The sequence below is a fragment of the Pseudomonas sp. CROZ-RG-20F-R04-15 genome (assembly GCF_022662375.1).
In the GTDB taxonomy this organism is placed as follows: domain Bacteria; phylum Pseudomonadota; class Gammaproteobacteria; order Pseudomonadales; family Pseudomonadaceae; genus Aquipseudomonas.
The window spans coordinates 58381-85108 of sequence record NZ_JAKNQL010000016.1; the positions used below are offsets into that span (position 1 = coordinate 58381).

A 26728-nucleotide genomic window follows, 5' to 3' on the forward strand; every position below is an offset into this window, starting at 1 on the left:
GCACCTGCCTCAATTCAGAATTCGTGATTCAACCTGCACCGGTTTGTTCGCTCGCAGCATCAAGCCCAGGCCGACAAACAACACCGGCACCACCATCGAGAAGTGCCGGGCGAAGGAGCCGAAGTCCGGCTCGAACAGACCCTGCACCAGCAAAAACGCCAGCGGGATCGCGATCAGTTCCTTGGGTTTGGTCTGGATCGGCGCGCCTTTGTAATCGGTCGAGGTGATGACTTTGAACAACAGCAACGCAGTCATGATCATCAATGCGACGAAGATCACCTGGCCTGGCCCCGAGAGCAGAATCAGCTCCACCGGAAACGACAAGCGGAAGAAAATGATCATCGAGTCCAGCGCCTGCGAAACGAAATCACTGCCCGTGAGCCACGAGACGATCAACGACTTTGAGCCCTCCTCGCCGGCCGTGCGTAACTCGTTGTTGCTGGCGCGAATCGACGACACTGGAAAGCCCAACGCGAGCTGAATCGACATGGCCACCGCGAGGTAGAACAAAAACAACATCAGGAAAAACGTCGTGCGCGATACGTACTTTTTCATCACGCAGACGCCAACCCACGACAGCGAAAACAGAATCCAGTACGGCCGGATCAGCACGCCGTAGATCACTGCCGAGAGAAAGAATCCGCCGCGATACTTGCGCGTCAGCGAGCTGAGCAGAATGCTCAACACCGCCACCGACACAATGATTTCCTTGGTCAGGTTTTCCAGGAAGAACGAGCGAACAATGCCCCACAGACACAAAGTGCCGAAGATCGCCAACGGCATGCGCCGAAACACCACCACCGGTATCGCTGTGAGGAAAAAGTTGCAGAACATGCCGTAGGCCCAGGCATTGGTCAGGTTGATCCCGGTGGGCCGCAGCAGGAACGCCGAACACTCGTAGGACGAGCGATCCGGCGAGAACGGGTTCCAGAAGTTGCAGTTGTCGGCGCGGGCGTAGGACGACCACAAGGTCATCGCATCCGGCCCCGGATCACGCGGGATCAACAGCGGCATGGCCACCGAGAGAAACAGCCCGGTGAACAGGATCAGGAATGAGACATACGAATCGAGTCGCTTGCCGCGAAACTCGATGCACGGCAGTTTCAGGCCCATGACAACGCAGCCTTTTTCCCGGCCGTCGCGCGGGTCAGCACGGCAATCACCAGCAGTTGCACGATGATCGCGAAGACGTTGCCCCACGCCGCGCCGTAGATCGAATAGTGCTTGATCAGCACATAGCTGACCGGCACCGAAACCAACAGGCAGATCGCCGCACTGGCGAGCGATACGCGACTGTTTTTCGAGGCAATCAGACCGCCCCAGACGATGTCGCCAATTGCGCGCAAGGCGAAGGAAAAGATCAGCACGCCGAGGATTGCATTGTCCGGACGCGGAACACTGATGGCGACGTAATCGAGCACCACGTTGAAAAACACATAGATCGCCACCGCCACCGCCGCCGACACCAGCAGCGAACGCATCACCCACTTGTTGATGAACAACTGCTTGACCGTGAACGCCTGCTGCTCGGCCTGAAAACGCTTGGCCATCAGCGGAATCCCGACCACCGCCACCACCGCGTACGACAACGCCTGCAAGGTGTTCGCCGCCGACCACGCGTACACGTATTTACCGAGGCTGGCATAAGGTTCCAGATCGATGATCAGAAAGCGCTCGGCGTACTGACTCAACGCGATCAGCCCGGTGCCGAGGTAGAACGGCAAACCGGCCTTCCACACGGTGCCCGTGGCCAACGTCCCGGCGACCCGGCCCTTGTGCACGTTCACCACGATCAGGTAGCCGGCGATGATCACCAGCACGTTGGCAGCAACCCACAACCACAGCACGCTGGCGATTCCCGACACCCAGTCGAGCATCATTCCGCCCACTGCCAGCAGCGCCCACAGGCCGGTCTTGATGAAGAACAGCAACGCGCCCGCCGTGGCTTTCTGCGCGGAAAACACGAACGAGTTGATCTCGAACGACAGGTGCTCAGTGAGCAATACCAGGGTCACGCAAAGAATCAGCGCGGCGCTCGCTTCAACTGTCTGGAACAGTGAATAAATCAGCACCGTCACCACCGACAACAGCAGCCCCACCGCCAGATACAGCAGCAGGACTTTATCGACCACGCGGCGCGAACTGCCGCCGACACTGATCAAGCGATTGATCTCGGAACTGAATCCAACACTGTAAAACTTCGAGGCGATCAACGAAGCCGCGACCACCACGCCGTAAAAACCCAGCGCCTCATAACCGAGGTAATGGGTGATCGCCAACACCAGCAAAAACTTCGCGCCTAACGCTCCGCCGCGAAGCAACAGCCGAAATATCATCGAACGACACCTTTGATGATTTCGTCCATGGCCACGGTTTTCGCTTCGATTTCACGGCAAGTGTCGGTCAGGCGTTTACCGAAATTCGACAACGCATTCGGCGCGTAAACCGTGTCGATGATCGTGTCGACATTGATGTCGCCGCCGTTGATCACCCAGTCGTCCACGCCCATGTCCTGATAGGCGCCGAAGCCTTTGCGCTCGTAGCTGATGTGGTACGCCGGCACGCCGGAAAGCAGCGATTCGATGGCGCCGTGCAGACGCACGGAAATCACCAGGTCCGGTTGGTATTTGGCAATCGTCGCCTTCAGCGACAACAGGTCTTCGGTGATGCCCAACTCGCGATAGAACGCGCCGTCATCGTTGCCGCGCACCGCGCTCTGTACCGCACAGACGACTTTGCTTTTGTTCTTCAGGCGCTGCAGCAGCACTTTCAGATTCGCCACGTAAGCGACTTTCTTTTCCTTGCTCCACTCCGGCGGCTTGCGCAGCACCACGCAGACCGTGGCTGGCGACGACGCGCAGCGGGTGAACTTCGCTTGCTGGAGGATTTTGCTCGCCAGCGATTGCACGGCCAGATCCGGCGCACGGTAGACGTTGGCGCAGGCATCGAAAATCGCCGAAGAACGATTGTCACGCACGAACACCGCGTCGGCGCTGGCGTAGTGCTCGACGATTTTGCTGCTCTCGCCGTGGAACGGGCCGATGCTTTGCGGCAGGTACACCGACGGCACTTTGCTGAGGATCGCGGTTTCCAGTTGCTTGGCGTGGCCGAGTTTCAGCTTGATGTGTTCGAAGGCGCTTTTCGAGCGCATGTAGCCGCCACCGACGCCGACGATCAGATCGGTTTTCTTCAACAGATCCGCCAGACCGGCGTAGGACTGATTGAGGAACACCGCTTGCTTGACCCGACCCAGCCCCTTGGCCGCCATCACCGGCGCGTCGAAACGCGGGTGCGGCAGATAGCTGAAAGAGTCCGGATCGGACGCCACCACACTGATCGCGGTGTCTTCACCAAAGTTGCGCTGCACCAGAGCGATGGCCAGATCGACGAGCAGGCCGTCACCGGAGTTGGACGCACTGTAGCCATGCAAAATCGTTACGTTCATATGCTTGAGTTCTACTTAAAAAGTGGGAGCGCGATACAGGTCGTAGGTCTGGCGAATCATCAGCGCGGCGCTGAAACGCTCGCGGACGATGCTCCGTCCTTGGTTGCCGAGGTCGAGCAGGCGAGGCTTCTGGATAATCGTCAGCACATCGGCCAGCGCCTGGTGATCACCGGACGGAAAGACATAACCGGAGACTTCATTGGTGACCAGTTCAGGCAGCGACGTGCAATTGCTGGCGATTACCGGCAAGCCCATGGCCATGCCTTCCAGCGGCACCATGGCGAAACCTTCCCAGCGGCTCGGCACGATCAGCGCATCGGATTGTTGATACAGCGCCTGCACTTCGCTCGGGGTGACCCACGGCAGGTACTCGACGCCGTCCATCGGTGGGCACTCGACCGCGTCCTCGTTGACGGCACTGCCGACCACGGTCAGCTTCATGTCGCTGCGCTGCACTTTGGCGTAAGCCTTGAGCAGCACATCGAAGCCCTTTTGATAGTCGAGGCGGCCAACGAACAGCAGATGAATCGGCTCGTTGCCAACCGCTTTCTGCGCGTCTTCCTTGCGATGAATGCCGTTGTAGATCAGCGTCATGCGCTTGCGCTCAATGCCAAAACGCGCGGCTTTGTCGAGTTCGTACTGGCTGACGCAAATGATCACGTCGGTGACTTTCTGCAACACCCGCTCGATCCACGCATAGACTTTCTGCTTGGTCGGCGAGCTTTCCATCAGGAACGAAAACGCGTGCGGGCAGTAGACGATCTTCGGCTTGCGCCACGGTCGCAACAGCACACACACGCACCGGCCGATGACGCCGGAAAAGGTACTGTGCAAATGCACCACGTCGGGCTTTTCCTTGAGCATCACCTGGGTCAGGCGCCAGGCGAAACGCAGTAGCGACGGCACATTGCGCCCGGTACGCGGGAAAGTGCGGATCTGTTGCTCGCCGATGCCGTGCAACTCTTTGGCCTGATCCTCCGGGACCAGATACACCAGCTCGTAGTTCGCCGCATCACCTTCCGGCGAGGCCGAAATCGTCCGGATCACCGTCGCGACGCCACCTTTGATCGTCTCTGCCACGTGCAGTATTTTTTTCACAAATCACCCACTTCAAAGAGGAAAAAACAGTCGCTGACAGTCAGGATTTGTCGGACGCGTATTCGTAGTTGTAATAGCCATAGCCGCCATTGCCGTAGTAGCTGGCGGCGCGCTTCTCGACGCCATTGAACACCGCGCCTTTCAACTCGATACCGTTCTGCGCGAAGCGGCGAATGGTCAGTTCAATCTCTTTGGCCGGGTTCACCCCGAAGCGCGTAACGATCAGGCTGATCCCCGCTTCACGGCCAACAATCGCCGCATCGGTCACCGCCAGCAGCGGCGGTGTATCGATGATCACCAGGTCGTAGCGCTCGCTCAGTTCGGCGAGCAATTCGCGGAAGTTGGCGTGCATCAACAGCTCGGACGGATTGGGCGGCACCTGGCCACGGCTGATGAAGTGCAGGTTGTCGATTTCGACTTTGTTGATCGCCTGATCGATGCTGCAGCGCTTGACCAGCAGGTCGGACAAACCGTTGGTGATCGGCGTGTTGAGGGTTTTGTGCAGATGACCTTTGCGCATGTCGGCATCGATCAGCACCACGCGCTGGCCGCTGAGGGCCATGACCGCCGCGAGGTTGGACGAAACGAAGGTCTTGCCGACTTGCGGGCTCGGCCCGGAAATCATGATGCGGTTGTTGGTCGAATCGAGCCCGGCGAAATGCAGGCAGGTGCGCAGGCTGCGAATCGATTCGATCGACAGATCCGTCGGATTGCGCAGGGCCAACAGATACGCCGGCTTGTCGACACCATCGCGGGCGCGGCCTTTTTTGTTGTCCTCTTCATCCTGCAAGGCGCTGTACGGAATCGACGCGTACACCGGCAAGCCGAGTTGCTCGATGGCTTCCGGGCCTTCGAGGCCACGGCTCAAGGATTTGCGCAGCAGCACCAGCGCTACACCAACGAAGGCACCGAGGAAGGTAGCAATCAGCACAATCAGGGCTTTTTTCGGTTTGACCGGGCTGGTCAGGTCGACATCCGCCGCATCGACCAGACGCACATTACCCACGGCGCCGGCGCGGACTATGTCCAGCTCTTGGGATTTGTTCAGCAACTGCGTGTAGATCTGCGAAGCGACCTCGACATCGCGGGTCAGGTTGAGCAACTCTTGTTGGGTCGCGGGCAGATCGCCAACCTTGCCTTCCAGCGACTTCTGTTGCTGGGTCAACTCGCCAATCTGGCTCATCAACGCGCGATAGGCCGGGTGCTGTTTGGTGAACTTGCGGTCCATCTCCGCCTGCTGCATTTTCAGCTCGGAGATCCGTGTTTCCAGCGCCACCGACTGACCGAGCACCGATTGGGTTTCCAGCGAAATGTTCACGGTCTTGCCGTGGGTCTGATAGGCGTTCAGCGCATCACTGGCCTTGGCCAGATCACGTTTGACCTGCGGCAACTGACTTTGCAGGAAGGCCAGGCTCTGCGCCGCTTCCGCCGAGGTGCGGCGAACGTTCTGATCGACGTACAGCGCAGCGATCTTGTTGAGGATCTTCACCGCTTCGGCGGCGTCGCTGCTGGCCAGCGCCAGTTTGATAATCCCCGATTCCTTGCCCTGCTCGGAGATATCCAGCGCGTCCTGATAACCCTGAATGGTCACGATCCGTGGGTTGCGCACCACTTCGAAACGCGTGCCGGGGTTGGCCAGCAACTGGCTGATCTGCCCTTCTACGCCGTCCTGCGCAAAGGCTTCGCCGGCGATGCCTTCGACCAGCAGGTTGTCGTTGTCATCGAGCAACTGGAAATGCTTCTGTTCACCCGCAATCAGGGTGAGCTTCTTGCCCAACAACTCTTTGGGCAGATTGAGCCGGACAAACTCCAGGCGCTCACCGCCCCAGGCGTAGCTGTTCAAACCGAAACGCGGCGCGGCGACGCTGGTCTCGGTCTCGCCGCGATAACGCCGGGCGAGAAAACCGCCAATCATCGGGAAGGTGTTCGGGGTGACATCGATGTCCAGGCGCAGGTCGTCGACGGTTTTGCCGATCACCGCGCGGGACTTGATGATGCCGATTTCGGTCACTGACGGCGATTGCCCACCGAGCATGCTGTTGAGGTCGGAAAAACCGAGCATGTCGTTCTTTTTCGGCTCGACCTGCACCAGCGCATTCGCCAGGTATACAGGCGTGGCCAACACCGCGTAGGCCACACCGGTGACCATGAAGGCGCCGGTAAGCGCACCGATCAACCATTTCTGGTCGATCAAACTGCCGAATATACCGAGCAGATCAATACTGTCTTGATCATTGTCGCGGGTGCCGATTACGGACGGTAACTGCATAAGTCTGTTCTTACCATTCATTGATCTGAAGAATATTCATCAACGCGCGAGGCGTTGTGCCCATGAGCTGACAGCATCTTCAATCAATGCATGGGCATGAATAAAAGCGGCCTTGCCTTGACGATACGGATCTTGTATTTCGCGCTCGCTCTGCCACTTGCCGAGCAGAAATACTTTGCCTCTGGCGTGAGAGGCTATTTTCAGCACTTGATTTACATGCTGCTTTTCCATCACCAGAATCAAATCCGATTCATTGACGATGTCGGCCGTGAGTTGCCGTGCCTGGAACGTTGCGGCGCTGTGCCCGTGATCCTCAAGGACCTGCCGGGCCGAAGCCTCGACACCTTCGCCGACCCGTGCAGCAAGGCCTGCGGACGCCACGGTGATCGCCGAGGAGCCCAGCGCATTGCGCAATAACAGTTCTGCCGTCGGACTTCGGCATATATTGCCAACGCAAACAACAAGGATCTTTCTGAACAAGGTTTTACTTTCCTGTGTAATGTCAAACGGCCAACATCCCGAGAGCAATTGAATGAACCCTCAAGATCTTCCTGCACTCAGAAATAGATTCGCCCTGTTAGTACTGGAGCATTAAGTACCACAGCGTCTAAAAGTCCCCCAACCACAATTAGCGGACTAAAAATAACTGTGATTTTCGGCTGTTTGATTCCCGACAAAAAATAACATTCGCGCACTAAGTGCCATCATCCCGATCGAAAACCGAGTAACGAGATCAATATTCGTAGTTGTCACTTCTCTTCGGGAGAGCAGACATGAAATCAACACATCTCAATCGACTCGGCGCACTGGCGCTGATGACACTGGCTGCAACGCAGGTTCAAGGCAGCGAACTGTTCCCTAACCTTCCAGCCAAGAACATCGGCGTTCAGGTGAAAATCCAGAATTTCACCACTGCCGATGCCGCGCAGATCAAATCGGCAGGCTTCGGTTTCGTGCGCTTCGGCGTGTGGAGCGAAAGCCTGACGGCCAAGGCTTATCAGCAGCAAGTCAGCGATGCTTTTGCAGCGGCCAAATCCGCGGGACTGGAAGTTCTGCTGACGGTCCGCGCCATCAAACCGTTGCCCGCCACCTCAAACGCCGAACTCGCCAGCGCCGGAGAAGGCTTCGCCAAAGCCGTTACCGGGCTGGAACAGTCGTACGGCTCGCAACTGGTCGCGATCGAGCTATGGAATGAACCGGATCTGGAAACCTATTGGCCAACGGGCAAGTTCGACAGCACGTTTGTGCCGTTCATGAGCGCGGTGTGCAAGACACTGCAAGGACAGCCGCCATCGACGCCGGTGGTCGGCTACGGTTTCGCCCGACCACCCAGCGCAGGCTCGGCTTCCACGGTGGCGCTGAACCGCATTGTCAGCGAATACCCGAAATGCTTGAGCGCGGTGTCCTATCACCCGTATGGCATGACGGCCGCGCAGATCAGCAACGCGCAGGCATTTATTCAGCAGAACTTCCATCTGCCGGGCGTCATCAGTGAATGGGGCATCTCGGCGCTCGCGTCCAACGGCGGTGCCGAAGGTCAGGCGAGCAAGATCAACGCGTTTATCGGCGATGTTAAAAAACTCAACATCCCGCTGACCTCCATCTACGAATGGAAGAACAGCGATACGGGTAGCAATGAACGCGAGAAGAATTTCGGCCTGCTGACGTCCGACGGGCAACCGAAGCCGGCGCGCCTGTCGGTCGAAACCCTGTTGAACGCCCAGTAGCAAATATACAACCGGCCTGTTCACAGGTCGGTTGCTTTGAACCTGTTGGCTGTTTTGGCATCGTATCCATCGATAGCCCGCCCCACCTTTCAAACAATCGTTTTCAGGTTGTTGCCGCAGGGGCCATCGATACACGTACACGCCCTTGAGTGACCGTCAGCGCTCGGGTAATGTCATCAGACCCATAGGATAGAGCACGCCCATGACTTCCAAGCTGGAACAACTCAAACAATTCACCACCGTGGTTGCCGACACCGGCGACTTCGAAGCGATCTCCCGGGTCAAACCGGTCGACGCCACCACCAACCCTTCCCTGCTGCTCAAAGCGGCGGCCATTCCGGCCTACGCCGAGCTGCTGAACGCCTGCGTCAGCGACTGCAAGGGCGATGTCGGCCTGGCCAGCGACCGTTTCGGCGTTGCGGTGGGTCAGGAAATTCTCAAAGTGATCCCGGGCCGCATCTCCACTGAAGTGGATGCGCGCCTGTCGTTCGACAAGGATGCCGTGCTGAAACGCGCGCATCGCCTGATCGAGCTGTACGACAAGGCCGGCATTGGCCGTGATCGCGTACTGATCAAGATCGCCTCGACCTGGGAAGGCATCCGCGCCGCCGAAGTGCTGGAGAAGGAAGGCATCCAGACCAACCTGACCCTGCTGTTTTCCTTCGCTCAGGCGGCCGCTTGCGCCGACGCTGGCGTGTTCCTGATTTCGCCGTTCGTGGGCCGCATCTACGACTGGTACAAGAAAGCCAACGGCAACGACTACACCGGCGCCGATGATCCGGGCGTGCAGTCGGTCACCCGTATCTACAACTACTACAAGGCCAATGACTACAAGACCGTGGTCATGGGCGCGAGCTTCCGCAACCTCAACCAGATCGAGCAACTGGCCGGCTGCGACCGCCTGACCATCAGCCCGGACCTGATCGACAAGCTGGCGGCCGACACCGGCAAGCTGGAGCGCAAACTGGCACCGGGCAACGCCGGTGAAGCCCGTCTGAGCCTCAACGAAGCGCAATTCCGCTGGTTGTCCAACGAAGACGCGATGGCCACCGAGAAACTGGCTGAGGGCATCCGTCAGTTTGCTCGCGATCAGGAGAAGCTTGAGGCGCTGTTGCAGGCCAAGCTGTGATTTGAGTGGGTGAGATGCAAAAAGGGCGAACCCGTTAAGGTTCGCCCTTTTTTATTCAGTCAGCCATGGAAAATGTATCAGTCTGATCTGACGCCTTCGCGAGCAAGCTCGCTCCCACAAGGGGATTTGTGAACGACGCTGATCCAGTGTGGGAGCGAGCTTGCTCGCGAAGGGGCCAGCCCAGACAACATCACTTCATGAGATCAATGCCGCTCGAGGGCATTCACCAGGTCATGGAACGCTTCACGATTGGAATCGTTCAGGCCCATGAGGATCTTGTGCGCTTCGAGCACCTTGATCCGCACCACTTCTTCCGACTGGTCCTGATCCGGCAGGTCGTCCAGGCACTCCGGGCATGGCACCGGGTGGTTGACGATGTTGAACACCTGCTCGAAACCCATCGACTGCAGCAGACGGGTAATGTCTTCGTGGGTGGTGACGACGGTCGGCAGCAGGCCGACCTTCTGCCGCGACAGGATCGACAGCTTGGCCAACAGGCCCAACGTCGTGCTGTCGATGCTGCGGGTTTCGGTCAAATCGATCACGATCGCGTTGAAATTCAGCGCGGTGAAGATTTTCTCAATAGTCGCATCCAACGCCGAACACAGGGTCAGGCGAACTTCACCGACGAACTTCAGGACGAAGGTGCCGTCCTGCTCGGCGAACTGGATTCTACCGGTACTCATTAAAGATTCCTGCTCAACACCAACAGGGCGATATCATCCGGCATCTCCCCTAGCGTGGCCAATCCAAACACTTGCCGCAGACCATCCAGGCTGCCGCCCGCCGACTTCACCCGTTGAGGCAAAGCGGCTTCTTTTTCTTTGAGCGTAGGTTCTGGCAAAAGATCCAGAATGCCATCAGACATCAGCGTCAGGCTGAACGTCGGCGGCAGCTCAAGCACGTGGTCTTCGTAGGTGGCCTCATTGAAGAGACCCACCGGCAGACCGCGCCCCTCGAGATAACGAACACTGTCAGGCGTGTACAACACAGGCAACGGCAGATGGCCGCCGATGCTATAGGTCAACAAACCGGTCTCCTCGTCGATGACTCCACCGACCATTGTGACGTGTTTACCCAGCTTACAACTGATCAGCCCCCGGTTGATATGACCAAGGACTTCCGAAGGCTTGAATTCCGGCAAGGTGCCGTTGCGCTTGGATTCGAACAGCAAGCGCGTGGTCATGAACTTCAGCAGCACGGTGACGAAGGCTGAAGAGGCGCCATGACCGGATACATCCGCCAGATAAAACGCGACCCGGCGCTCGTCGACACGGAAATAGTCGACAAAATCACCCGACAGGTACAACGACGGGATGATCTGGTGAGCGAACTTGAACTCGTCGATGCTCCACGGGCTTTCCGGCAGCATGTTCATCTGCACCTGGCGACCGGCGTTCTGGTCTTCCTGGAGCAGGTTCAGGCTGGCCTCGAGCTCGCGGTTGGCCTTCTCCAGCTTCTCGCGGTAGCGCTGGTTTTCCAGCAGCAGGCGCGCACGATCCAGGGCCCGGCGCACAGAGTGCTCGAGCACAGCCAGATCTTCGAGAGGCTTGATCAGGTAATCCGCCGCGCCCAGACGCAGGGCTTCGACCGCATCGTTCATCACGCCGGCACCCGACACCACGATCACCGGTGTTTGCGGTGACCGCTCGGTGACCTGACGGATCAGTTCGAGACCGCCCATCTGCGGCATGCGCAGATCGCAGATGACCAGGTCGGGCGTGTCTTGCTCGAATACCTGAAGACCCTGTTGGCCGTTGCTGGCCTGCAGGACGCTGAAACCACTGTCTTCCAAATAGGCCGCGAGGCTCGCGCGCACTACTTCGTCATCATCGATTATCAGCAGCGTGGCACTGGTTTTTGGCATGTGGGCAAACGGCGCCAGAATTAGGTTGGCGTAGTTGGCGAGGCATTTGGCCCTGCGCAGACTACTGGATTCGCTTTCTAGCCTCTCTGCTGCACCGCTTTCGAGCATTGTCTGCAAACGCGGTTGCACCAGAGGTGCCCTTCTAAGGCGCAGACGGTACTCCCATCCGCAGAGCGTTTCAAGCATGCGCCGATGGTCGCTTGACGACTTTACTTGTCAAATCACCGAGAGTTATAAGAACAGCTCAAACCGTAACCCAATGGAAGGACGAAGCCATGAGTCAAACCGGTCGGGACTACAGCGAAAAGCGCGATTTCATCCGCATGCGGGTCGATGCCGATGTCGTGTTGATTCATGCAGGCGATCAAGTTTCAGCGACCTGTATCGACCTCTCCAGCAGTGGCATGCAGGTCGAAGCGCCGCGCCAGTTCGCGGTCGGCGACCGTTTGAGCGTACGCATCGACTCCGATCACGCCGCGCTCAGCGGCCTTGAGGCCGAGACCGAAGTGGTCTGGGTCAGGGCACAGGACGGCGGCGGCCAGAAGCTCGGTCTGACCATTCTGAAGATGAAATAGCTACACACAAAAAAGGCGACCCTGAGGTCGCCTTTCTTTTTACCGGTCGCGATTAAAAATCGTCTTCGACCTGGCCATCCTTCACTTTGAACTCGCGGTTCTGCAAGTAAGCGTTGCGGATGAAGGTGTACTTGTCGCCGCTGATCAGCTTCTCGCTCGACAACAGGCTGGCGCGAGTGTCGACGATGTTCAGGCCGAAGATCGAGTTACGCACTGGCACATCGTTGATGTAGCGGTACATGCCGGTGTAGCTGTCGACGTACTTCGAAGGCGCATCACGCAAGGTGCTTGGGCCGAGCAACGGCAACATGACGTACGGACCGCTGCCGACGCCCCAGTAACCGAGGGTCTGGCCAAAATCTTCATCGCTGCGGTTCAGGCCCATTTTGGTGCCGACATCAAAGAAGCCGAGCAGACCGAACGTGGTGTTGAAGATCAGACGTGCAGTGTCGACGCCTGCGGCAGCCGGTTTACCCTGCAAAACGTTGTTCGCCAGGTTAGTGACATCACCCACGTTGCGGAACATGTTGTGAATGCCGTCTTCAAGGAACTGCGGCGTAACAAACTCATAACCCTGAGCCAGTGGCTTCAGCGCGTAGGTGTCAACGAAGTCGTTGAACTGGAAAATTGGACGGTTGACGCTTTCCCAAGGGTCTTCTTCCGTTGCCGCCTGAGTGGCGAACGGAGCCAGCAACAGGCCGGCACATACACAAAGCTGAGCGAGCGGATTGCTCCAGCGCATAGAAAAACTCCTTGGATTTGTACTGTCGCGGACATCTGGGTCCGGGTGTTCAGGCCGCTAGTATAAGCGCAAAAGGCCGTTTGGACAGTCCGCGCAATGAAGCTGTCTGTAGGACGCTTCCTGAGTTGCCCTTCACACGGCTGTCATCCAACTGTCACTGACCGTCCCTAGTCTGATCGTTATTTCAGGGACGTTGCCATGACACACGCCGAAACCTTGCCCGTCGCCGCGTCCAGCCTGACGGCCGTGCTGTTTGGACTCAGCGGTTGTCTGGTGGATTTCGGCGCCCGTGCCCGGCAACAGACCATTGCCCTGAGCGAATACGCTGAAGCCACGCCGGGCGCACTCGACAGCCTGCACAGTTTGCAGCGCCAGCAGATCCCCTGCGCGTGGCTGGATGAACTGCCCCCTGCCCTCGCCCAATCGTTGTCGGCCTCGCTACCGGCGTGGATCAAACCCGCGCAATATTCCGCAACAAATAACCCGTGGCCCGCGCCGAACGCCTGCTGGCAAGCCTTGATGGACTTGAACGTCGGCAGTCTGGACGGCTGCGTTCTGGTCAGCGGTGAACCGCGTCTGCTGCAAGCCGGCCTGAATGCCGGACTGTGGACCATCGGTCTCGCCTCCTGCGGCTCACTGTGCGGCCTGGCGCCGACAGAATGGCAAGCGCTGAGCCAGAAAGAACGCGAACAACTGCGTGGCAAGGCGACGATGCAGCTATTCGGCCTCGGCGTGCATTCGGTGATCGATCACTTGGGCGAGCTCGACACCTGCCTCGCCGACATCAGTCTGCGTCGGCTCAAAGGCGAAAAGCCCTGACCGGGATCATGCAGGTTTGCCGGGAGTGGATTAATCTAAAGGTCAGCCATAGACCTTTGGCGCGTGGCTGCGGTCAATGCCAGTGCCTACTGATAAAAGGAAAACACCATGCCCGCCCAAGAACTGCAAGAACAACTGAATGCCCTGCGCGAGCAACTGGAGCAGAATCCGCCGCTTTCCGAAGCAGAACGCGAAAACTTGCATGAACTAATGCAACAGATTGAACTGAAGCTTGAACTCGAAACCAAGACCCAGGATGCCAGCCTCGCCGATGGCGTGAATCTGGCGGTGGATCGCTTCGAACTCGAACACCCGGCGATTGCGGGCACCTTGCGCAGCATCGCCAATGCGCTGGGCAGCATGGGGATCTGATCCCCCCCGAAACGCAAAAAGCCCTGCCATCACTGGCAGGGCTTTTTCATGTCTACGATTTGCAACGCAGTCCCCTGTGGGAGCGAGCCTGCTCGCGAAGGCGTCGTGTCAGTCGACATCATCGTTGAATGACACACCGCATTCGCGAGCAGGCTCGCTCCCACATTGGATATCGCACATTCCGGATCTTTATTGACGCACGAGGCGGTGATTCGGCAGCTGTACGCTTTCGGTGCTGCGATACGGATTGATATCCAGACCACCACGACGCACGTAACGTGCAAACACCGTGAGCTTCTCGGGTTTCAACAAGCGCTGCAGGTCAAGGAAAATCCGCTCTACACACTGCTCATGGAAGTCCGAGTGCTGACGGAAGCTGACGATGTATTCCAGCAGACTCGCATGATCCAGCGCCGAGCCGCGATATTCCACCACCACACTGCCCCAGTCCGGCTGACTGGTCACCGGGCAATTGGATTTGAGCAGATGGCTGTGCACGCTCTCTTCAACAATCCGCGAATCATCGCAACGCAGCAGTTCCGGGCGCGGATGCTCATAGTTGCTGACGCTGATATCCAGATCGTCGATGCACACGCCGGGCAACGCCACAACGCCTTCTGCTTCAACGTCCTTCAGACTGCGAACCCGCACGCCGACCGGTTTGCCGGCGGCGGCCGACAAATCCTTGACCAGCGTCGCTTCCAATGCAGCAACATCGGCAAACGCCGTCTGGTTCAGCGAGTTCAGATACAACTTGAACGACTTCGACTCGATGATATTCGGCGAATCCGCCGGAATGCTGAATTCGCCGATCGCCACCACCGGCTTGCCCGACGGCAGCAGCCACGACAGCTCGAAGCAGTTCCAGAAATCCACACCTTTATATGGCAGGGTGTCGGCGGTCAGGCCCAGCTCGGCCCATTTCGCGGTGCGCGGAATCGGGAACAGCAGGGACGGCGTGTAGGTGGCGATGTATTCGCTGGATTTGCCCAGCGGCGAGTGTTCGGCTGCGGGATGCATGGCGGAAACCTGACTGAATAATCAGCGGATTCTACCAGCCTTTGCCCGCGCCTTTGAGTGCTTACTGACTGACAGTCAGTTTGCCGACCATGCCCGCCTGATAATGCCCGGGAATATTGCAGGCAAACTCCAGGCTCGTGGCCTTGCTGAAGGTCCAGGTCAGTTCGGCAGTCTTGCCCGGTTCGACCAGCACACTGTTCGGGTCGTCATGCTTCATGCCGTGCCCCATCGCCGCATGATCCATGCCGGCCATGTCGTGGGACATTTCCTTCACGCCGGTAGGCGTAAGCATGCCGCTTTGCTGCATCTGCAACATTTCCTGCTGGTGTCTGGCATGCATCGCTGCATCGCCGAGGTTGAATTCGTGCAGCAGCTGGCCTTTATTCACCAGCACAAAACGAACCGTCTCACCGGCCTTGACCTGAATCGCCTTCGGGTCGAACGACATGTCGTTCAACACCACTTCAACGCTACGCGTGGCTTTGGCGGCAGGTGCGGGCTGGCCGAAGTCGTAGCTGTGCGCGGGTGCCGCCCATACCGGTGAACTCAGCGTCAACAGACAGGCAGCCAACGTCAGGGATTGGCGTAAAAACATGGTCGTTCTCCAACAAGATAAGGTTCAGCCTGTGGGAAACTTTAGCCGGCCTGCGCTGGCATCTACCTGACAGGCAGATTACAACTTTGTCAGGTTGGCGCTTGTCGCGTGCTCTCACGGTATAAAGCTTTCAACCGAATCCCCCCGAATAACCCGAGTCGCCCATGAAACTGTTGATCGTCGAAGACCAAGCGAAAACCGGCCAATACCTGCGCCAGGGCCTGACCGAGGCCGGGTTCAATACGGAACTGGTGGCCGACGGCAACAGCGGTCAGCAAATGGCATTGAGTGGTGATTACGCGCTGCTGATCCTCGACGTAATGCTACCGGGCCGCAACGGCTGGCAGATTCTGCACGCAGTGCGCAGCGCCGGGCTGGATACGCCGGTACTTTTTCTGACGGCCAAAGACGCCGTGGAGGACAGGGTGCACGGCCTCGAACTGGGCGCTGATGATTATCTGGTCAAACCCTTCGCCTTCTCCGAGTTACTGGCGCGGGTGCGCAGCCTGTTGCGTCGCGGCAGCGCCACGCCACAGGAAACCAGCCTGCAACTGGCCGATCTGCGCCTGGATCTGATCCGCCGCCGCGTGGAGCGCAGTGGCCAGCGCATCGACCTGACCGCCAAGGAGTTTGCCCTTCTGGAAATGCTCCTTCGCCGTCAGGGTGAGGTGCTGCCAAAATCGCTGATCGCCTCGCAGGTCTGGGACATGAATTTCGACAGCGACACCAATGTCATCGAAGTGGCAATCCGCCGTTTGCGCCTGAAAATCGACGACGAATTCCCCAACAAGCTGATCCACACCGTGCGCGGCATGGGTTACGTGCTTGAAGAGCGCAGCGTTTGATGCGCCGTTTGTCTCTGAGTTCGCGCCTGGCGTTGTTGTTCGCCGCTTGCACCGCGGTGGTGTCGCTGTTCGCCGGGGTGCTGTTCAACCGCGCCAGCGAGGCGCACTTCATTGAACTCGACCAGCAACAACTGGACGGCAAACTGATCGGCCTGCGCCGCGCCTTGCAGGATGTTCAACCCGCTCAACGCGAGACACGGCTGGCGGATGAGCTGAGCCGTCAGGCCGATCTGTCGCTGCGCATCACCGGCAGTGACGGCCAACGCTGGTACGACAGTTCGACGCAAATTCCCAAGGACTTGCCGCAGCCACCCGGCCTGTCAACGATCAGCAATGACGGCACCGATTACCGCGTGCTCAACGCCCCGCTCTACCCGGACAAAGCCGATTCCCCGCAACTGACCCTGCTGCTGGACATCACTCATCACCAGCACTTCCTGCAACGCATGCAGCATCTGATCTGGCTGACCGTCGGCCTCTCGGCAGTGGCCACCGCGCTACTTGGCGCCTGGGCCGCACGCAGCGGCTTGCGTCCGTTACGGCGCATGAGCGCGGTAGCCCGTGGGATTTCTGCACAATCGCTCAACGCCCGACTGCCGGAAGCGCAAATGCCACCCGAGCTAGCGGAAATGGCCCACAGCTTCAACGCCATGCTCGCACGCCTAGACGACTCGTTTCAGCGGCTCTCGGCGTTTTCCGCCGACATCGCCCATGAACTGCGCACGCCGCTGTCGAACCTGCTGACCCACACTCAGGTCACCCTCACCCGCCCACGGCCGATCGAAGATTATCGCGAAGCCCTGCACAGCAATCTCGAAGAACTGCAATGGATGGCGCAACTGGTCAACGACATGTTGTACCTGGCCAAGGCTGATCACGGTTTGCTGATGCCTAAGCGTGAGCCGCTGGAACTGGCGGATGAGACCGATGTGTTGCTGGAGTTTTTTGCGCCGCTGGCGGAGGACGCCGGGGTCAGGCTGAGTCGTGAGGGCTATGCGCGAATCGAGGGTGATCGCAGTATGTTGCGCCGGGCCTTGTCGAATTTGCTGGATAACGCGCTGCGGTTTACCCCGGCCGAGGGCTATGTGAGCTTGCGGATCGTTGATCAACCGAACGCCGTGGGCATTTCAGTCGAGAACAGTGGCGAGGGGATTTCTGCAGAGTTGTTGCCACGGCTGTTTGACCGGTTTTACCGGGCTGATCCGGCGCGGCAGGAAGGCAGCAGTGAGCATGCGGGGTTGGGGTTGGCGATTACGCAGTCGATCGTCCGTGCCCATGGCGGGCAGATTCGTTGCGAATCGGAGGCGAAATGGACGCGGTTTGTGATTGAGCTGCCCAAGGGAGATTGAGGCCAGCCATTCAGGCCCCTTCGCGAGCAGGCTCGCTCCCACATTGGATCTGCGTCGTTCACAAATCCCCTGTGGGAGCGAGCCTGCTCGCGAAAGCGGTCTAAAGGTTTACGAATATCTCAACGCGTGAGCCGGCTCGATCTTTGCCGCTCGCCAAGCCGGGTACACCGTCGCCAAAAAGCTCAGAATAAAGCCTGCCGAGCAGATCAACAGCACATCCCCGCCCTGCAGTTCCGACGGCAGATTGCTGACGAAATACACATCCGAACTGAAAATATGCTGGCCCGTGACGCGCTCGACCCAGCCAACCATCTCGCTGACATTCAGTGCGGCAATCACGCCCAGCACACCGCCAATAATGGTGCCGACAATCCCGATCACCGTGCCCTGCACCATGAAGATCGCCATGATCTGGCGGGGCGTGGCGCCGATGGTACGCAGGATCGCGATGTCCGCGCCCTTGTCGTTCACCACCATGATCAGCGTTGCGATGATGTTGAACGCCGCCACCGCGACGATCATCAGCAACAGCAGGCCGATCATGGTTTTTTCCATTTTCATCGCGCTGAACAGGCTGCCCTGGGTGTGGGTCCAGTCGTCAGCCTTGAAATCGGCGCCCAGACCGGCGGCGATGTCCGAGGAGACTTTCGGAGCGGCGTACAGATCTTTGACTGCCAGACGCACGCTCTGTACCTGATTCGGCTCCCAGTGCTGCATGGTCGCAGCATCGGCGACGTGGATCAGACCCATCGAGCCGTCCAGTTCAGCACCGACCTTGAACACACCGACCACGTTCAGCCGTTGCATACGCGGGGTAATGCCACCCGGCGCGGTGCTGACTTCCGGGACGATCAGGGTGATCTTGTCACCGACGTTAAGGCGGAAACGACGCGCAGTAATCTCACCGATCACCACACCGAACTCACCCGGTTTCAACGCGTCGAGGCGGCCCTGCACAATGTGCTGGGCAACGATCGACACCTTGCCTTCCTGCGCAGGATCAACGCCGCTGATCTGGATCGGCTGCATCAGGCCCTTGTAGGAGAGCATGCCTTCCATTTCGGTGAACGGCACGGCCGCAGTCACTTCAGGATTTTTCATCGCGGCGGCGGCAACCGGCTGCCAGTCATCGATCGGCTTCACGCCAACGATGGTCGCGTGCGGCACCATGCCGAGGATGCGCGAGCTCATTTCGCGCTGGAAGCCGTTCATCACCGACAGCACCACGATCATCGCCAGCACGCCGAGGGCGAGGCCGATCATCGAGGTCATCGAAATGAACGAAACAAAGCGATTGCGGCGCTTGGCGCGGGTATAGCGCGTGCCGATAAAGATCGATAACGGTCTGAACATTCGCTGGGGCACCGTATAAAAATAAAAGACCCGACGCCTTTACAGACGCCGGGTTTCAGCCAATCAGATGGGTGTCAGGCAGCCATCCTGCAAGTGCAGGACGCGGTCCATCTGGCGGGCCAGGTTCATGTCGTGAGTCACCACCAGGAACGCGGTGCGCATCGAGGTGCTGAGTTCCAGCATCAAATCCTGAATGCCCTGCGCGGTGTGCGAGTCGAGGTTGCCGGTCGGCTCATCGAGCATCACCAGGCCTGGCTTGTTAACCAGAGCGCGGGCGATGGCCACACGTTGACGCTCACCACCGGACAGTTCGGCCGGTTTGTGCTCCAGACGATGGCCGAGGCCGACGCGCTCCAGCAGTGCCGTGGCACGCTGACGGGCTTCCGGAATCGGCGTCTTGCCGATCAGCAGCGGCATGCAGACGTTTTCCAGCGCGGTGAATTCCGGCAGCAAGTGGTGGAACTGGTAAACGAAACCGAGCGAACGGTTACGCAGCAGGCCACGCTTCTTCTCGCTCAGTGCCGACAACTCTTCACCGTCGAGCCAGACGCTGCCCTTGGTCGGCGTGTCGAGACCGCCCAACAGGTTGAGCAAGGTACTTTTGCCCGAACCCGAAGTGCCGACGATCGCCACACGCTCGCCCGGGTGCAACTCCAGTTGCAGGCCGGCCAGTACTTCTACCGATTCCGGACCTTCCTCGTAGGATTTGCCCAGATTGCGGCAGCTCAGGATTGCTTGTTCACTCATGCCCGACTCACTCATAACGTAGCGCCTCCGCCGGCTGGGTGCGCGCGGCACGCCAGGCGGGATACAGGGTGGCGAGAAAACTCAGGACCAACGCCGCCGCACAGACCATGACCACGTCCTGGCTCTGCACCTGCGACGGAAGATAATCAATGAAATACACGTCAGCATTAAGGAATTTATGGCCGATCAGGCCTTCCAGTGCCGAGATCGCGGCGCTGACATTAAGCGCGGCGAGAATTCCGAGCACCGCGCCAATCGCCGTACCGACCACGCCGATCACCGTGCCTTGCACCATGAACGTGCGCATGATCGTGCCCGGCGTCGCGCCCAACGTGCGCAGAATGGCGATGTCGCCCTTCTTGTCGTTGACCACCATCACCAGCGTGGAAATGATGTTGAACGCGGCAACGGCGACGATCAGCAGCAACAGCAGGCCGATCATGGCTTTTTCCATGCGGATAGCTTGATACAGATTGCCGTGGGTGCGCGTCCAGTCACGGGCGTAGTAATGATCCTCGCCGAGTTGCTGGGCGATGTTCCATGCTACGCGCGGCGCCTGAAACAGGTCGTCGAACTTCAGGCGAATGCCCTGCACCTGATCAGGCTTCCAGCGGTGCATCTTCGCCAGATCCTGCAAGTTGGTGACGCCCAGATAGCCGTCGAGTTCACCGGCGCCGACATGGAAAATGCCGACCACGGTGAAGCGCTTCATGCGCGGGAACATCCCGGCCGGGGTCACGCTGACCTCCGGCGCAACAAAAGTGACTTTGTCACCGATGCCCACGCCGAGCTTGGTCGCAGCCTTGTCGCCGATGACGATGCCGAAGCTGCCCGGCGTCAGATCGTCGAGTTTGCCCTGCTTCATGAAGTTGTCGATGATCGACACGTTGCGCTCAAGCGCCGGGTCGATGGCGTTGAGCAACACCTTGGACACCTGACCGTTATTGGTCAGCAGGCCCTGCATCTGGGTGAACGGTGCAACCGCCGTCACCTGCGGGTTCTGCTTGACCTTGGTGGCCAGGCTTTGCCAATCGTTGATCGGTTCAGTGGATTCAATGGTCGCGTGGGGCACCATGCCCAGCACGCGGGTGCGCATCTCATGATCGAAGCCATTCATCACCGACAGCACGACGATCATCACGACCACGCCAAGGGCGAGCCCGATCATCGAAGTCAGGGAAATGAATGACACAAAATGATTGCGACGCTTTGCACGGGTATAACGCGTGCCGATAAATACGAAGAGAGGTCTGAACATGTCGGGGCTTGTTCGGAGGGAAAAGGAACGTCCTTGTGGCGGGGGTCGATAACCAGCTTTACACTCAGACCACCGCCGCTACCATGGGTTCGCCATGTCGACATTAGATGAAGAAGATCGCCGCGAATACTACCGTATCGAGGACACGATCGCACTGGAAATTCGGCCCCTGTCCGCTCCCGAAGCCGCAGGCCAGGAAGTGTTGCAGGATGCTTCCCCACTCTTCAACCTGCTCAGCGAACTGCACCTGAGCGAATTCGAGTCGCAGCACCTGTTGCGCCAGATCAGCGAGCGCGACCGGGCCATCGCTGCGTTCCTGAAATCCCAGAACAAGCGCATCGACCTGCTCAGTCAGGTGGTCGCCCTGACCGTGCTCGGCCATATCGGCGAGCCGCAACCAGTGATCATCTCCGAGGGCGGAATCGACTTTCAGTACCCGACGCCGATCGCCACTGGTGCACACCTGTCGGTGAAGCTGGTGCTGATGCCGCAAGCGCTCGGCCTGCTGCTGCGCGCCCGCGTCACCCATTGCGACCGCAAGGGCGAGGGTTATGACGTCGGCACCGAGTTCGAACACTTGACCGATGCCCAGCGCCAGTTGCTCGCCCGCTATATCTTGCAGAAGCAGGCCCAGGAACGACGTCTGGCCCGCGAACAGAACGAATCAGGCATTTAATTTAAGGAAGAACCGTGACCCTCATCTACGGCCACCGCGGCGCCAAGGGCGAAGCACCGGAAAACACCCTGAGCAGCTTTCAGGAATGTCTCAAGCACGGCGTGCGCCGCTGCGAACTCGATCTGCACCTGTCCAAGGACGGCGAGTTGATGGTCATCCACGACCCGACCCTCAAGCGCACCACGGAACGCCGCGGCAAGGTCGTCGAGCACACCGCCGCCGAACTGGTGACCTACGACGCGCGCAAGGGCGGCCCGGGCTGGATCAAGCCGTGCCCGATTCCGACGCTGGAAGAGTTGTTCGAGAAGTGTGATTTCGAGCACTGGCAGCTGGAAGTCAAAAGCGCTTCACGTACGCGCGCGGCAACCACGGTGCTGGCGATTCGTGAAATGGCCCAACGGCATGGCTTGCTCGACAAGGTGACGATCACCTCGAGTTCGCGGGAAGTATTGAAAGCGGCGCTGGATCTGGTGCCGGACGTGTCGCGCGGACTGGTCGCCGAATACGCCTGGCTCGACCCGTTGAAGGTCGCGGCCAGCTATGGCTGTGAGATTCTTGCGCTGAACTGGACGCTGTGTACGCCGGAACGCCTGCAGAAGGCGCAGCGTCAGGGGCTGCATGTGTCGGTGTGGACCGTCAACGAACCTGCGCTGATGCGCAGGCTCGCCGACTTCGGCGTTGACAGCCTGATTACAGACTTTCCCGGTTTGGCCACTGCCACCCTCGAGAATTGCTGAAATCGGTCTCCCCGGCCGGCTCAGGCCACCGGCCGGAGCCCGTCAAAAAAGCCGGTTGAGGCCGTCGTACGCGGCTACCCGATAGGCTTCGGCCATGGTCGGGTAGTTGAACGTGGTGTTGACGAAGTACTTCAGCGTGTTCAGTTCGCCCGGCTGGCTCATGATCGCCTGACCGATGTGGACGATCTCCGACGCCTGATAACCGAAGCAGTGAACGCCCAGCACTTCCAGGGTTTCACGGTGGAACAGGATCTTCAGCATGCCTTGCGGCTCGCCGGCGATCTGCGCACGCGCCATGCTCTTGAAGAACGCCTTGCCGACTTCGTACGGCACTTTGGCCTGAGTCAGTTCCTGCTCGTTCTTGCCGATCGAGCTGATCTCCGGAATGGTGTAGATGCCGGTCGGCACATCATTCACAAAGCGCCAGCTACCGTTATCAACGATGCTGCCGGCAGCCGAACGACCCTGGTCGTGGGCGGCACTGGCCAGGCTCGGCCAGCCAATCACGTCACCAGCACCGTAGATGTTCGGCACGCAGGTGCGGTAAGCCTCGTCGACTTCGATCTGGCCACGGCTGTTGACCTTGACGCCGATGTTTTCCAGACCGAGCTGGTCGGTGTTACCGGTACGGCCGTTGCACCAGAGCAAGGCGTCGGCCTTGATCTTCTTGCCGGACTTGAGGTGCAGGATCACGCCGTTGTCGACGCCTTCAACGCGATCGTAATCTTCGTTGTGGCGCACGGTGATGTTGTTGTTGCTGAAGTGATAGCTCAACGCCTGGGAGATTTCCGAGTCGAGGAAGCTCAGCAACTGACCACGGTTATCGACCAGTTCAACCAACACACCCAGACCGCTGAAGATCGAGGCGTATTCGCAACCGATCACGCCAGCGCCGTAAACGATCAGTTTACGCGGGGTGTGGCCGAGGCTGAGGATGGTGTCGCTATCGTAGATACGCGGGTGGTGGAAATCGATGTCCGCCGGGCGATAAGGACGCGAACCGGTGGCGATAATGATGTGCTTGGCCACCAGTTTTTCGACCACGCCGTTGGCGCAGACCACTTCGATGGTTTGCTCGTCGGCGAAGCTGCCGGTGCCGAAGAACACGTCGACGCGGTTACGGGCGTAGTAGCCAGTGCGCGAGGCGACTTGTTTGGAAATGACTTTCTCGGCGCTTTTCAACACGTCCGGGAAGGAGAACCAGCGTGGCTCGCCGATCGCCCGGAACATGGGATTAGTGTTGAACTGCATGATCTGCCGCACCGAGTGACGCAGTGCCTTGGACGGGATGGTGCCGAGGTGGGTGCAGTTGCCGCCGACCTGACGACGGCTGTCGACCATCGCGACCTTGCGCCCTGCTTTGGCGGCGTTCATTGCCGCGCCTTCTCCCGCCGGGCCGGAACCCAGTACCACCACGTCGTAGTTGTAGACAGCCATGCGTACTCCTCAGAACAGGCCGCGGTGCCAGCAGCACCGGCGGCTAAATCACGCCGAACGGCGGCGCGAAGGAACAATTGGGGGTCAATCAAGAACCCGGACACAGTCTATAGAAGCGTCAACGCCGCGCACATTAACCCTTGGTCGCGTCGTAGGCTACTTTTGCCTGCACTACAACGCCAGCTTTCGTATTGTTCTCAGTCAGTTTTTTTGCCGCTGAGGTGCTCGAAAGCGTGACTGGTGCGGATGACAAAACCTGTATCGGCACGAATCACGAAGAATGCACCAATCTCATGTTTTTCGGCATAGTCCCACGCCCTTTCCGGGCCAAGAATCAGCAACAGCGTCGATAGTCCATCGGCCATCAGCGCTGAAGGATGAATCACCGTGACTGACGCCAGGCTGTGTAGGACCGGTGCCCCCGTGCGGGCATCAAAGGTGTGGGAATAGCGCCGACCGTCCTGCAGGAAATAGTTGCGGTAGTCGCCGGAGGTGGAAACGCCGTAGCCGTCGACATTGATGATGCGCTCGGCGACCTGTTGATCATCACGGGGTTCTTCCAAAGCGATGCGCCAGGGTGAGCCGTCGAGTTTTCTGCCTTTGGCCTTTAATTCACCTGTGGCTTCGGCCAAGTAGTCTTGAATGCCCAGGGCGTCGAGCCTCGCCGCGATAGTGTCGACGGCATAACCGGCAGCAATGCTGTTGAAATCGACTTCGACGGCGGCGTCTTTGCACAACTGATCGCCATGGATGCGCAAGTGCTGATGACCGACGCGCGACATCACCTCGACGAGTGCGGCGGCGCCAGGGACTTTCTCTTCGCGCCCCTGCGGGCCGAATCCCCAGAGATTCATCAGCGGTTCGACAGTGAGGTCGTAGGAGCCTTCGCTTTGCACTGACAGCTGTTCGCCAACGCGGACCAATTCAAGGACCGATGCAGGCATTTTCTGACAGCTGTTCGCGGGCAAAGCGTTGAAGCGCTCGATGTCCGAGTCATTGCGATAGGTGGATAACTGCCGATCGACTTCGCCGAGGATACCCTCCACTTCACTGCGAACATGCGCTGATTCAGGCATGCCGGCGTGGCGCACGTACTTGATCGAATACGTGCTGCCCATGGTCGGCCCACCGAAGCCTTCCATAGAGTCGCCATTACCGCAGCCAGCCAATAGGCCATTCAGAATCACAAACCCAAGCAACCGTCCAGTGAACAATTATTCATCTCTCCGTAAAACCACGGCGGCCATTATGAATTAAAGGATCTGCAACATCTTTATACAAAATCCAATAGTGAGTACCTGAACATGTCCTCCACCACGGGCAAAGGCAAAGCGATCTTTCGCGTTGTCAGCGGCAACTTTCTCGAAATGTTCGACTTCATGGTCTATGGCTTCTACGCCACAGCCATCGCCAAGACCTTCTTCCCCACTGACAGCGCTTTCGCGTCGTTGATGTTGTCGCTGGCGACTTTTGGTGCCGGTTTCCTGATGCGACCGCTCGGGGCAATCTTCCTCGGCGCCTACATCGACCGGCATGGCCGTCGTCAGGGCCTGATTATCACGCTGGCGCTGATGGCGGCTGGTACGGTACTGATCGCCTGCGTGCCGGGCTATGCCACCCTTGGTGTCGCTGCACCGCTGATCGTACTGTTCGGTCGTTTGCTGCAAGGCTTTTCGGCTGGCGTGGAGTTGGGCGGTGTCTCTGTCTATCTGGCAGAAATCGCTACACCGGGCCGCAAGGGCTTCTTTGTCAGTTGGCAATCCGCGAGCCAGCAAGCGGCGGTGATCTTCGCCGGATTGCTCGGTGTGGGCCTCAACCATTGGCTGAGCCCGGAACAGATGGGCGACTGGGGCTGGCGCGTGCCGTTCCTGATCGGCTGCATGATTGTGCCGGTGATCTTCGTCATTCGCCGCTCGCTAGAGGAAACCCCGGAATTCCAGGCGCGGAAACATCGCCCTACCCTGCGGGAAATTGTCCGCTCGATCGGTCAGAACTTTGGCATCGTCATCGCAGGCATGGCGCTGGTGGTGATGACCACGGTGTCTTTTTACCTGATCACCGCCTACACCCCGACCTTCGGCAAGGCTGAGCTGCACTTGTCAGACTTCGATGCGTTGCTGGTGACGGTGTGCATTGGTCTGTCGAACTTCTTCTGGTTGCCGGTGATGGGTTCGGTGTCTGACAAGATCGGACGCAAACCCCTACTGCTGGCGGCGACGATTCTGGCGATTCTTACAGCTTATCCGGCGCTGTCGTGGCTGGTGGCGAATCCGAGTTTCAGCCATTTGCTGATCGTCGAGTTGTGGCTGTCGTTCCTGTACGGCTCGTACAACGGTGCGATGGTGGTGGCGCTGACAGAGATCATGCCGGTGGAAGTGCGCACGACCGGGTTCTCGCTGGCTTACAGCTTGGCAACGGCAACCTTCGGCGGGTTTACCCCGGCGGCGTGTACGTATCTGATTCATGTGCTGGATAACAAGGCTGCGCCGGGGATCTGGCTCAGTGGCGCAGCGGTGTTGGGGTTGATTGCTACGCTGGTGCTGTTCCGGGGCAACAAGCATGAACTGCGCACGGCGCAAGCGGCCATACCCGGCGGCGCTCGATAGGACGCTTTCGCGAGCAGGCTCGCTCCCACACTGGATCTGTGTCGCTCAGAAAATCCCCTGCT

The 26728-nt window shown here is 58.9% G+C and carries 26 protein-coding genes; 10 read left to right on the forward strand and 16 right to left on the reverse strand.

From position 1 onward, the window contains the following. Nucleotides 1–9: 9 nt before the first annotated feature. Genes L8H52_RS21180 through L8H52_RS21205 form a run of 6 tightly spaced genes read right to left on the reverse strand, consistent with a single transcriptional unit; the run spans nt 10 to nt 7292 of the window. Nucleotides 10–1113, reverse strand: a complete 1104-nt coding sequence (locus L8H52_RS21180) for a hypothetical protein (protein WP_064117878.1) — start codon at nt 1111–1113, stop codon at nt 10–12. Then, entirely contained in the window at nt 1104–2336 is a 1233-nt protein-coding gene (locus L8H52_RS21185) for a polysaccharide biosynthesis C-terminal domain-containing protein (RefSeq protein WP_242208599.1), read from the reverse strand. Before L8H52_RS21185 ends, L8H52_RS21180 begins: the two co-directional genes overlap by 10 nt. Beyond that, a complete protein-coding gene (locus tag L8H52_RS21190; RefSeq protein WP_242208600.1) occupies nt 2333–3445 on the reverse strand; it encodes a polysaccharide pyruvyl transferase family protein in 1113 nt (370 codons plus the stop codon). The genes L8H52_RS21185 and L8H52_RS21190 overlap by 4 nt, the downstream gene beginning before the upstream one ends. A 15-nt stretch (nt 3446–3460) precedes the next feature. Next, a complete protein-coding gene (locus L8H52_RS21195) occupies nt 3461–4543 on the reverse strand; it encodes a glycosyltransferase (protein ID WP_077573816.1) in 1083 nt (360 codons plus the stop codon). A 40-nt stretch (nt 4544–4583) separates the two neighbouring features. Then, entirely contained in the window at nt 4584–6812 is a 2229-nt protein-coding gene (locus L8H52_RS21200) for a polysaccharide biosynthesis tyrosine autokinase (RefSeq protein ID WP_242208601.1), read from the reverse strand. A 39-nt stretch (nt 6813–6851) separates the two neighbouring features. Further along, nucleotides 6852–7292 (reverse strand): low molecular weight protein-tyrosine-phosphatase, encoded by a 441-nt coding sequence (locus L8H52_RS21205; RefSeq protein ID WP_242208602.1) that lies wholly within the window; start codon nt 7290–7292, stop codon nt 6852–6854. A gap of 293 nt (nt 7293–7585) precedes the next feature. Here L8H52_RS21205 and L8H52_RS21210 point away from each other — a divergent pair, with 293 nt between their 5' ends. Further along, nucleotides 7586–8539 carry a cellulase family glycosylhydrolase gene (locus tag L8H52_RS21210; RefSeq protein WP_242208603.1) on the forward strand — a complete coding sequence of 318 codons (954 nt, stop codon included), beginning with the start codon at nt 7586–7588 and terminating at the stop codon, nt 8537–8539. A 202-nt stretch (nt 8540–8741) separates the two neighbouring features. Further along, the gene (tal, locus tag L8H52_RS21215; RefSeq protein ID WP_038362268.1) at nt 8742–9668 is read left to right on the forward strand and encodes a transaldolase; all 927 of its coding nucleotides are present in this window, start codon (nt 8742–8744) and stop codon (nt 9666–9668) included. 203 nt (nt 9669–9871) lie between these two features. On the opposite strand, the gene rssC is transcribed toward tal, so the two are convergent. Beyond that, entirely contained in the window at nt 9872–10354 is a 483-nt protein-coding gene (rssC, locus tag L8H52_RS21220; RefSeq protein ID WP_003226553.1) for an anti-sigma factor antagonist RssC, read from the reverse strand. Continuing rightward, complete coding sequence (gene rssB, locus L8H52_RS21225) at nt 10354–11535, reverse strand: two-component system response regulator RssB (protein WP_016986724.1); 1182 nt, start codon at nt 11533–11535, stop codon at nt 10354–10356. Before rssB ends, rssC begins: the two co-directional genes overlap by 1 nt. Nucleotides 11536–11810: 275 nt before the next feature. Here rssB and L8H52_RS21230 point away from each other — a divergent pair, with 275 nt between their 5' ends. Then, complete coding sequence (locus L8H52_RS21230; protein ID WP_242208604.1) at nt 11811–12110, forward strand: PilZ domain-containing protein; 300 nt, start codon at nt 11811–11813, stop codon at nt 12108–12110. 52 nt (nt 12111–12162) lie between these two features. Here L8H52_RS21230 and L8H52_RS21235 read toward each other — a convergent pair whose 3' ends face one another. Next, nucleotides 12163–12852: a VacJ family lipoprotein gene (locus L8H52_RS21235; protein WP_242208605.1), complete on the reverse strand. Its 690-nt coding sequence runs from the start codon at nt 12850–12852 to the stop codon at nt 12163–12165. A 198-nt stretch (nt 12853–13050) separates the two neighbouring features. Here L8H52_RS21235 and L8H52_RS21240 point away from each other — a divergent pair, with 198 nt between their 5' ends. Together L8H52_RS21240 and L8H52_RS21245 are read left to right on the forward strand one after the other, a co-directional pair. After that, nucleotides 13051–13671, forward strand: coding sequence for an HAD family phosphatase (locus tag L8H52_RS21240; RefSeq protein WP_242208606.1), 621 nt, complete (start codon nt 13051–13053; stop codon nt 13669–13671). A gap of 108 nt (nt 13672–13779) precedes the next feature. Then, on the forward strand, nt 13780–14043 hold the full coding sequence (locus L8H52_RS21245) for a DUF4404 family protein (RefSeq protein ID WP_242208607.1): 264 nt from the start codon (nt 13780–13782) through the stop codon (nt 14041–14043). Nucleotides 14044–14232: 189 nt separating this feature from the next. On the opposite strand, the gene queF is transcribed toward L8H52_RS21245, so the two are convergent. Further along, entirely contained in the window at nt 14233–15063 is an 831-nt protein-coding gene (gene queF / locus L8H52_RS21250; protein WP_242208608.1) for an NADPH-dependent 7-cyano-7-deazaguanine reductase QueF, read from the reverse strand. 61 nt (nt 15064–15124) lie between these two features. Beyond that, nucleotides 15125–15658 carry a cupredoxin family protein gene (locus tag L8H52_RS21255; protein ID WP_242208609.1) on the reverse strand — a complete coding sequence of 178 codons (534 nt, stop codon included), beginning with the start codon at nt 15656–15658 and terminating at the stop codon, nt 15125–15127. A gap of 164 nt (nt 15659–15822) precedes the next feature. On the opposite strand from L8H52_RS21255, the gene L8H52_RS21260 reads away from it, so the two are divergent. Both L8H52_RS21260 and L8H52_RS21265 read left to right on the forward strand, forming a co-directional pair. Next, nucleotides 15823–16503 (forward strand): heavy metal response regulator transcription factor, encoded by a 681-nt coding sequence (locus tag L8H52_RS21260; RefSeq protein ID WP_242208610.1) that lies wholly within the window; start codon nt 15823–15825, stop codon nt 16501–16503. Further along, nucleotides 16503–17852, forward strand: a complete 1350-nt coding sequence (locus tag L8H52_RS21265; RefSeq protein WP_242208611.1) for a heavy metal sensor histidine kinase — start codon at nt 16503–16505, stop codon at nt 17850–17852. Before L8H52_RS21260 ends, L8H52_RS21265 begins: the two co-directional genes overlap by 1 nt. 108 nt (nt 17853–17960) lie before the next feature. On the opposite strand, the gene L8H52_RS21270 is transcribed toward L8H52_RS21265, so the two are convergent. The 3 genes from L8H52_RS21270 to L8H52_RS21280 form a co-directional block, all read right to left on the reverse strand. Then, a complete protein-coding gene (locus L8H52_RS21270; protein ID WP_242208612.1) occupies nt 17961–19205 on the reverse strand; it encodes a lipoprotein-releasing ABC transporter permease subunit in 1245 nt (414 codons plus the stop codon). A 63-nt stretch (nt 19206–19268) separates the two neighbouring features. Then, a complete protein-coding gene (lolD, locus tag L8H52_RS21275; RefSeq protein WP_242208613.1) occupies nt 19269–19952 on the reverse strand; it encodes a lipoprotein-releasing ABC transporter ATP-binding protein LolD in 684 nt (227 codons plus the stop codon). Nucleotides 19953–19959: 7 nt separating this feature from the next. Then, entirely contained in the window at nt 19960–21210 is a 1251-nt protein-coding gene (locus L8H52_RS21280; protein ID WP_150730818.1) for a lipoprotein-releasing ABC transporter permease subunit, read from the reverse strand. A gap of 94 nt (nt 21211–21304) precedes the next feature. Here L8H52_RS21280 and L8H52_RS21285 point away from each other — a divergent pair, with 94 nt between their 5' ends. Both L8H52_RS21285 and L8H52_RS21290 read left to right on the forward strand, forming a co-directional pair. Continuing rightward, the gene (locus tag L8H52_RS21285; RefSeq protein ID WP_016986736.1) at nt 21305–21886 is read left to right on the forward strand and encodes a PilZ domain-containing protein; all 582 of its coding nucleotides are present in this window, start codon (nt 21305–21307) and stop codon (nt 21884–21886) included. A gap of 14 nt (nt 21887–21900) precedes the next feature. Further along, entirely contained in the window at nt 21901–22623 is a 723-nt protein-coding gene (locus L8H52_RS21290) for a glycerophosphodiester phosphodiesterase (RefSeq protein ID WP_007910500.1), read from the forward strand. A 42-nt stretch (nt 22624–22665) separates the two neighbouring features. On the opposite strand, the gene sthA is transcribed toward L8H52_RS21290, so the two are convergent. Both sthA and L8H52_RS21300 read right to left on the reverse strand, forming a co-directional pair. Continuing rightward, on the reverse strand, nt 22666–24060 hold the full coding sequence (gene sthA / locus L8H52_RS21295) for a Si-specific NAD(P)(+) transhydrogenase (RefSeq protein ID WP_064117858.1): 1395 nt from the start codon (nt 24058–24060) through the stop codon (nt 22666–22668). A 197-nt stretch (nt 24061–24257) separates the two neighbouring features. Continuing rightward, nucleotides 24258–25274: an FAD:protein FMN transferase gene (locus L8H52_RS21300; RefSeq protein ID WP_242208614.1), complete on the reverse strand. Its 1017-nt coding sequence runs from the start codon at nt 25272–25274 to the stop codon at nt 24258–24260. A 90-nt stretch (nt 25275–25364) separates the two neighbouring features. Between L8H52_RS21300 and L8H52_RS21305 the strand changes: the two genes are divergently transcribed. Continuing rightward, nucleotides 25365–26666: an MFS transporter gene (locus L8H52_RS21305; protein ID WP_242208615.1), complete on the forward strand. Its 1302-nt coding sequence runs from the start codon at nt 25365–25367 to the stop codon at nt 26664–26666. The last annotated feature ends 62 nt before the right edge of the window (nt 26667–26728 follow it).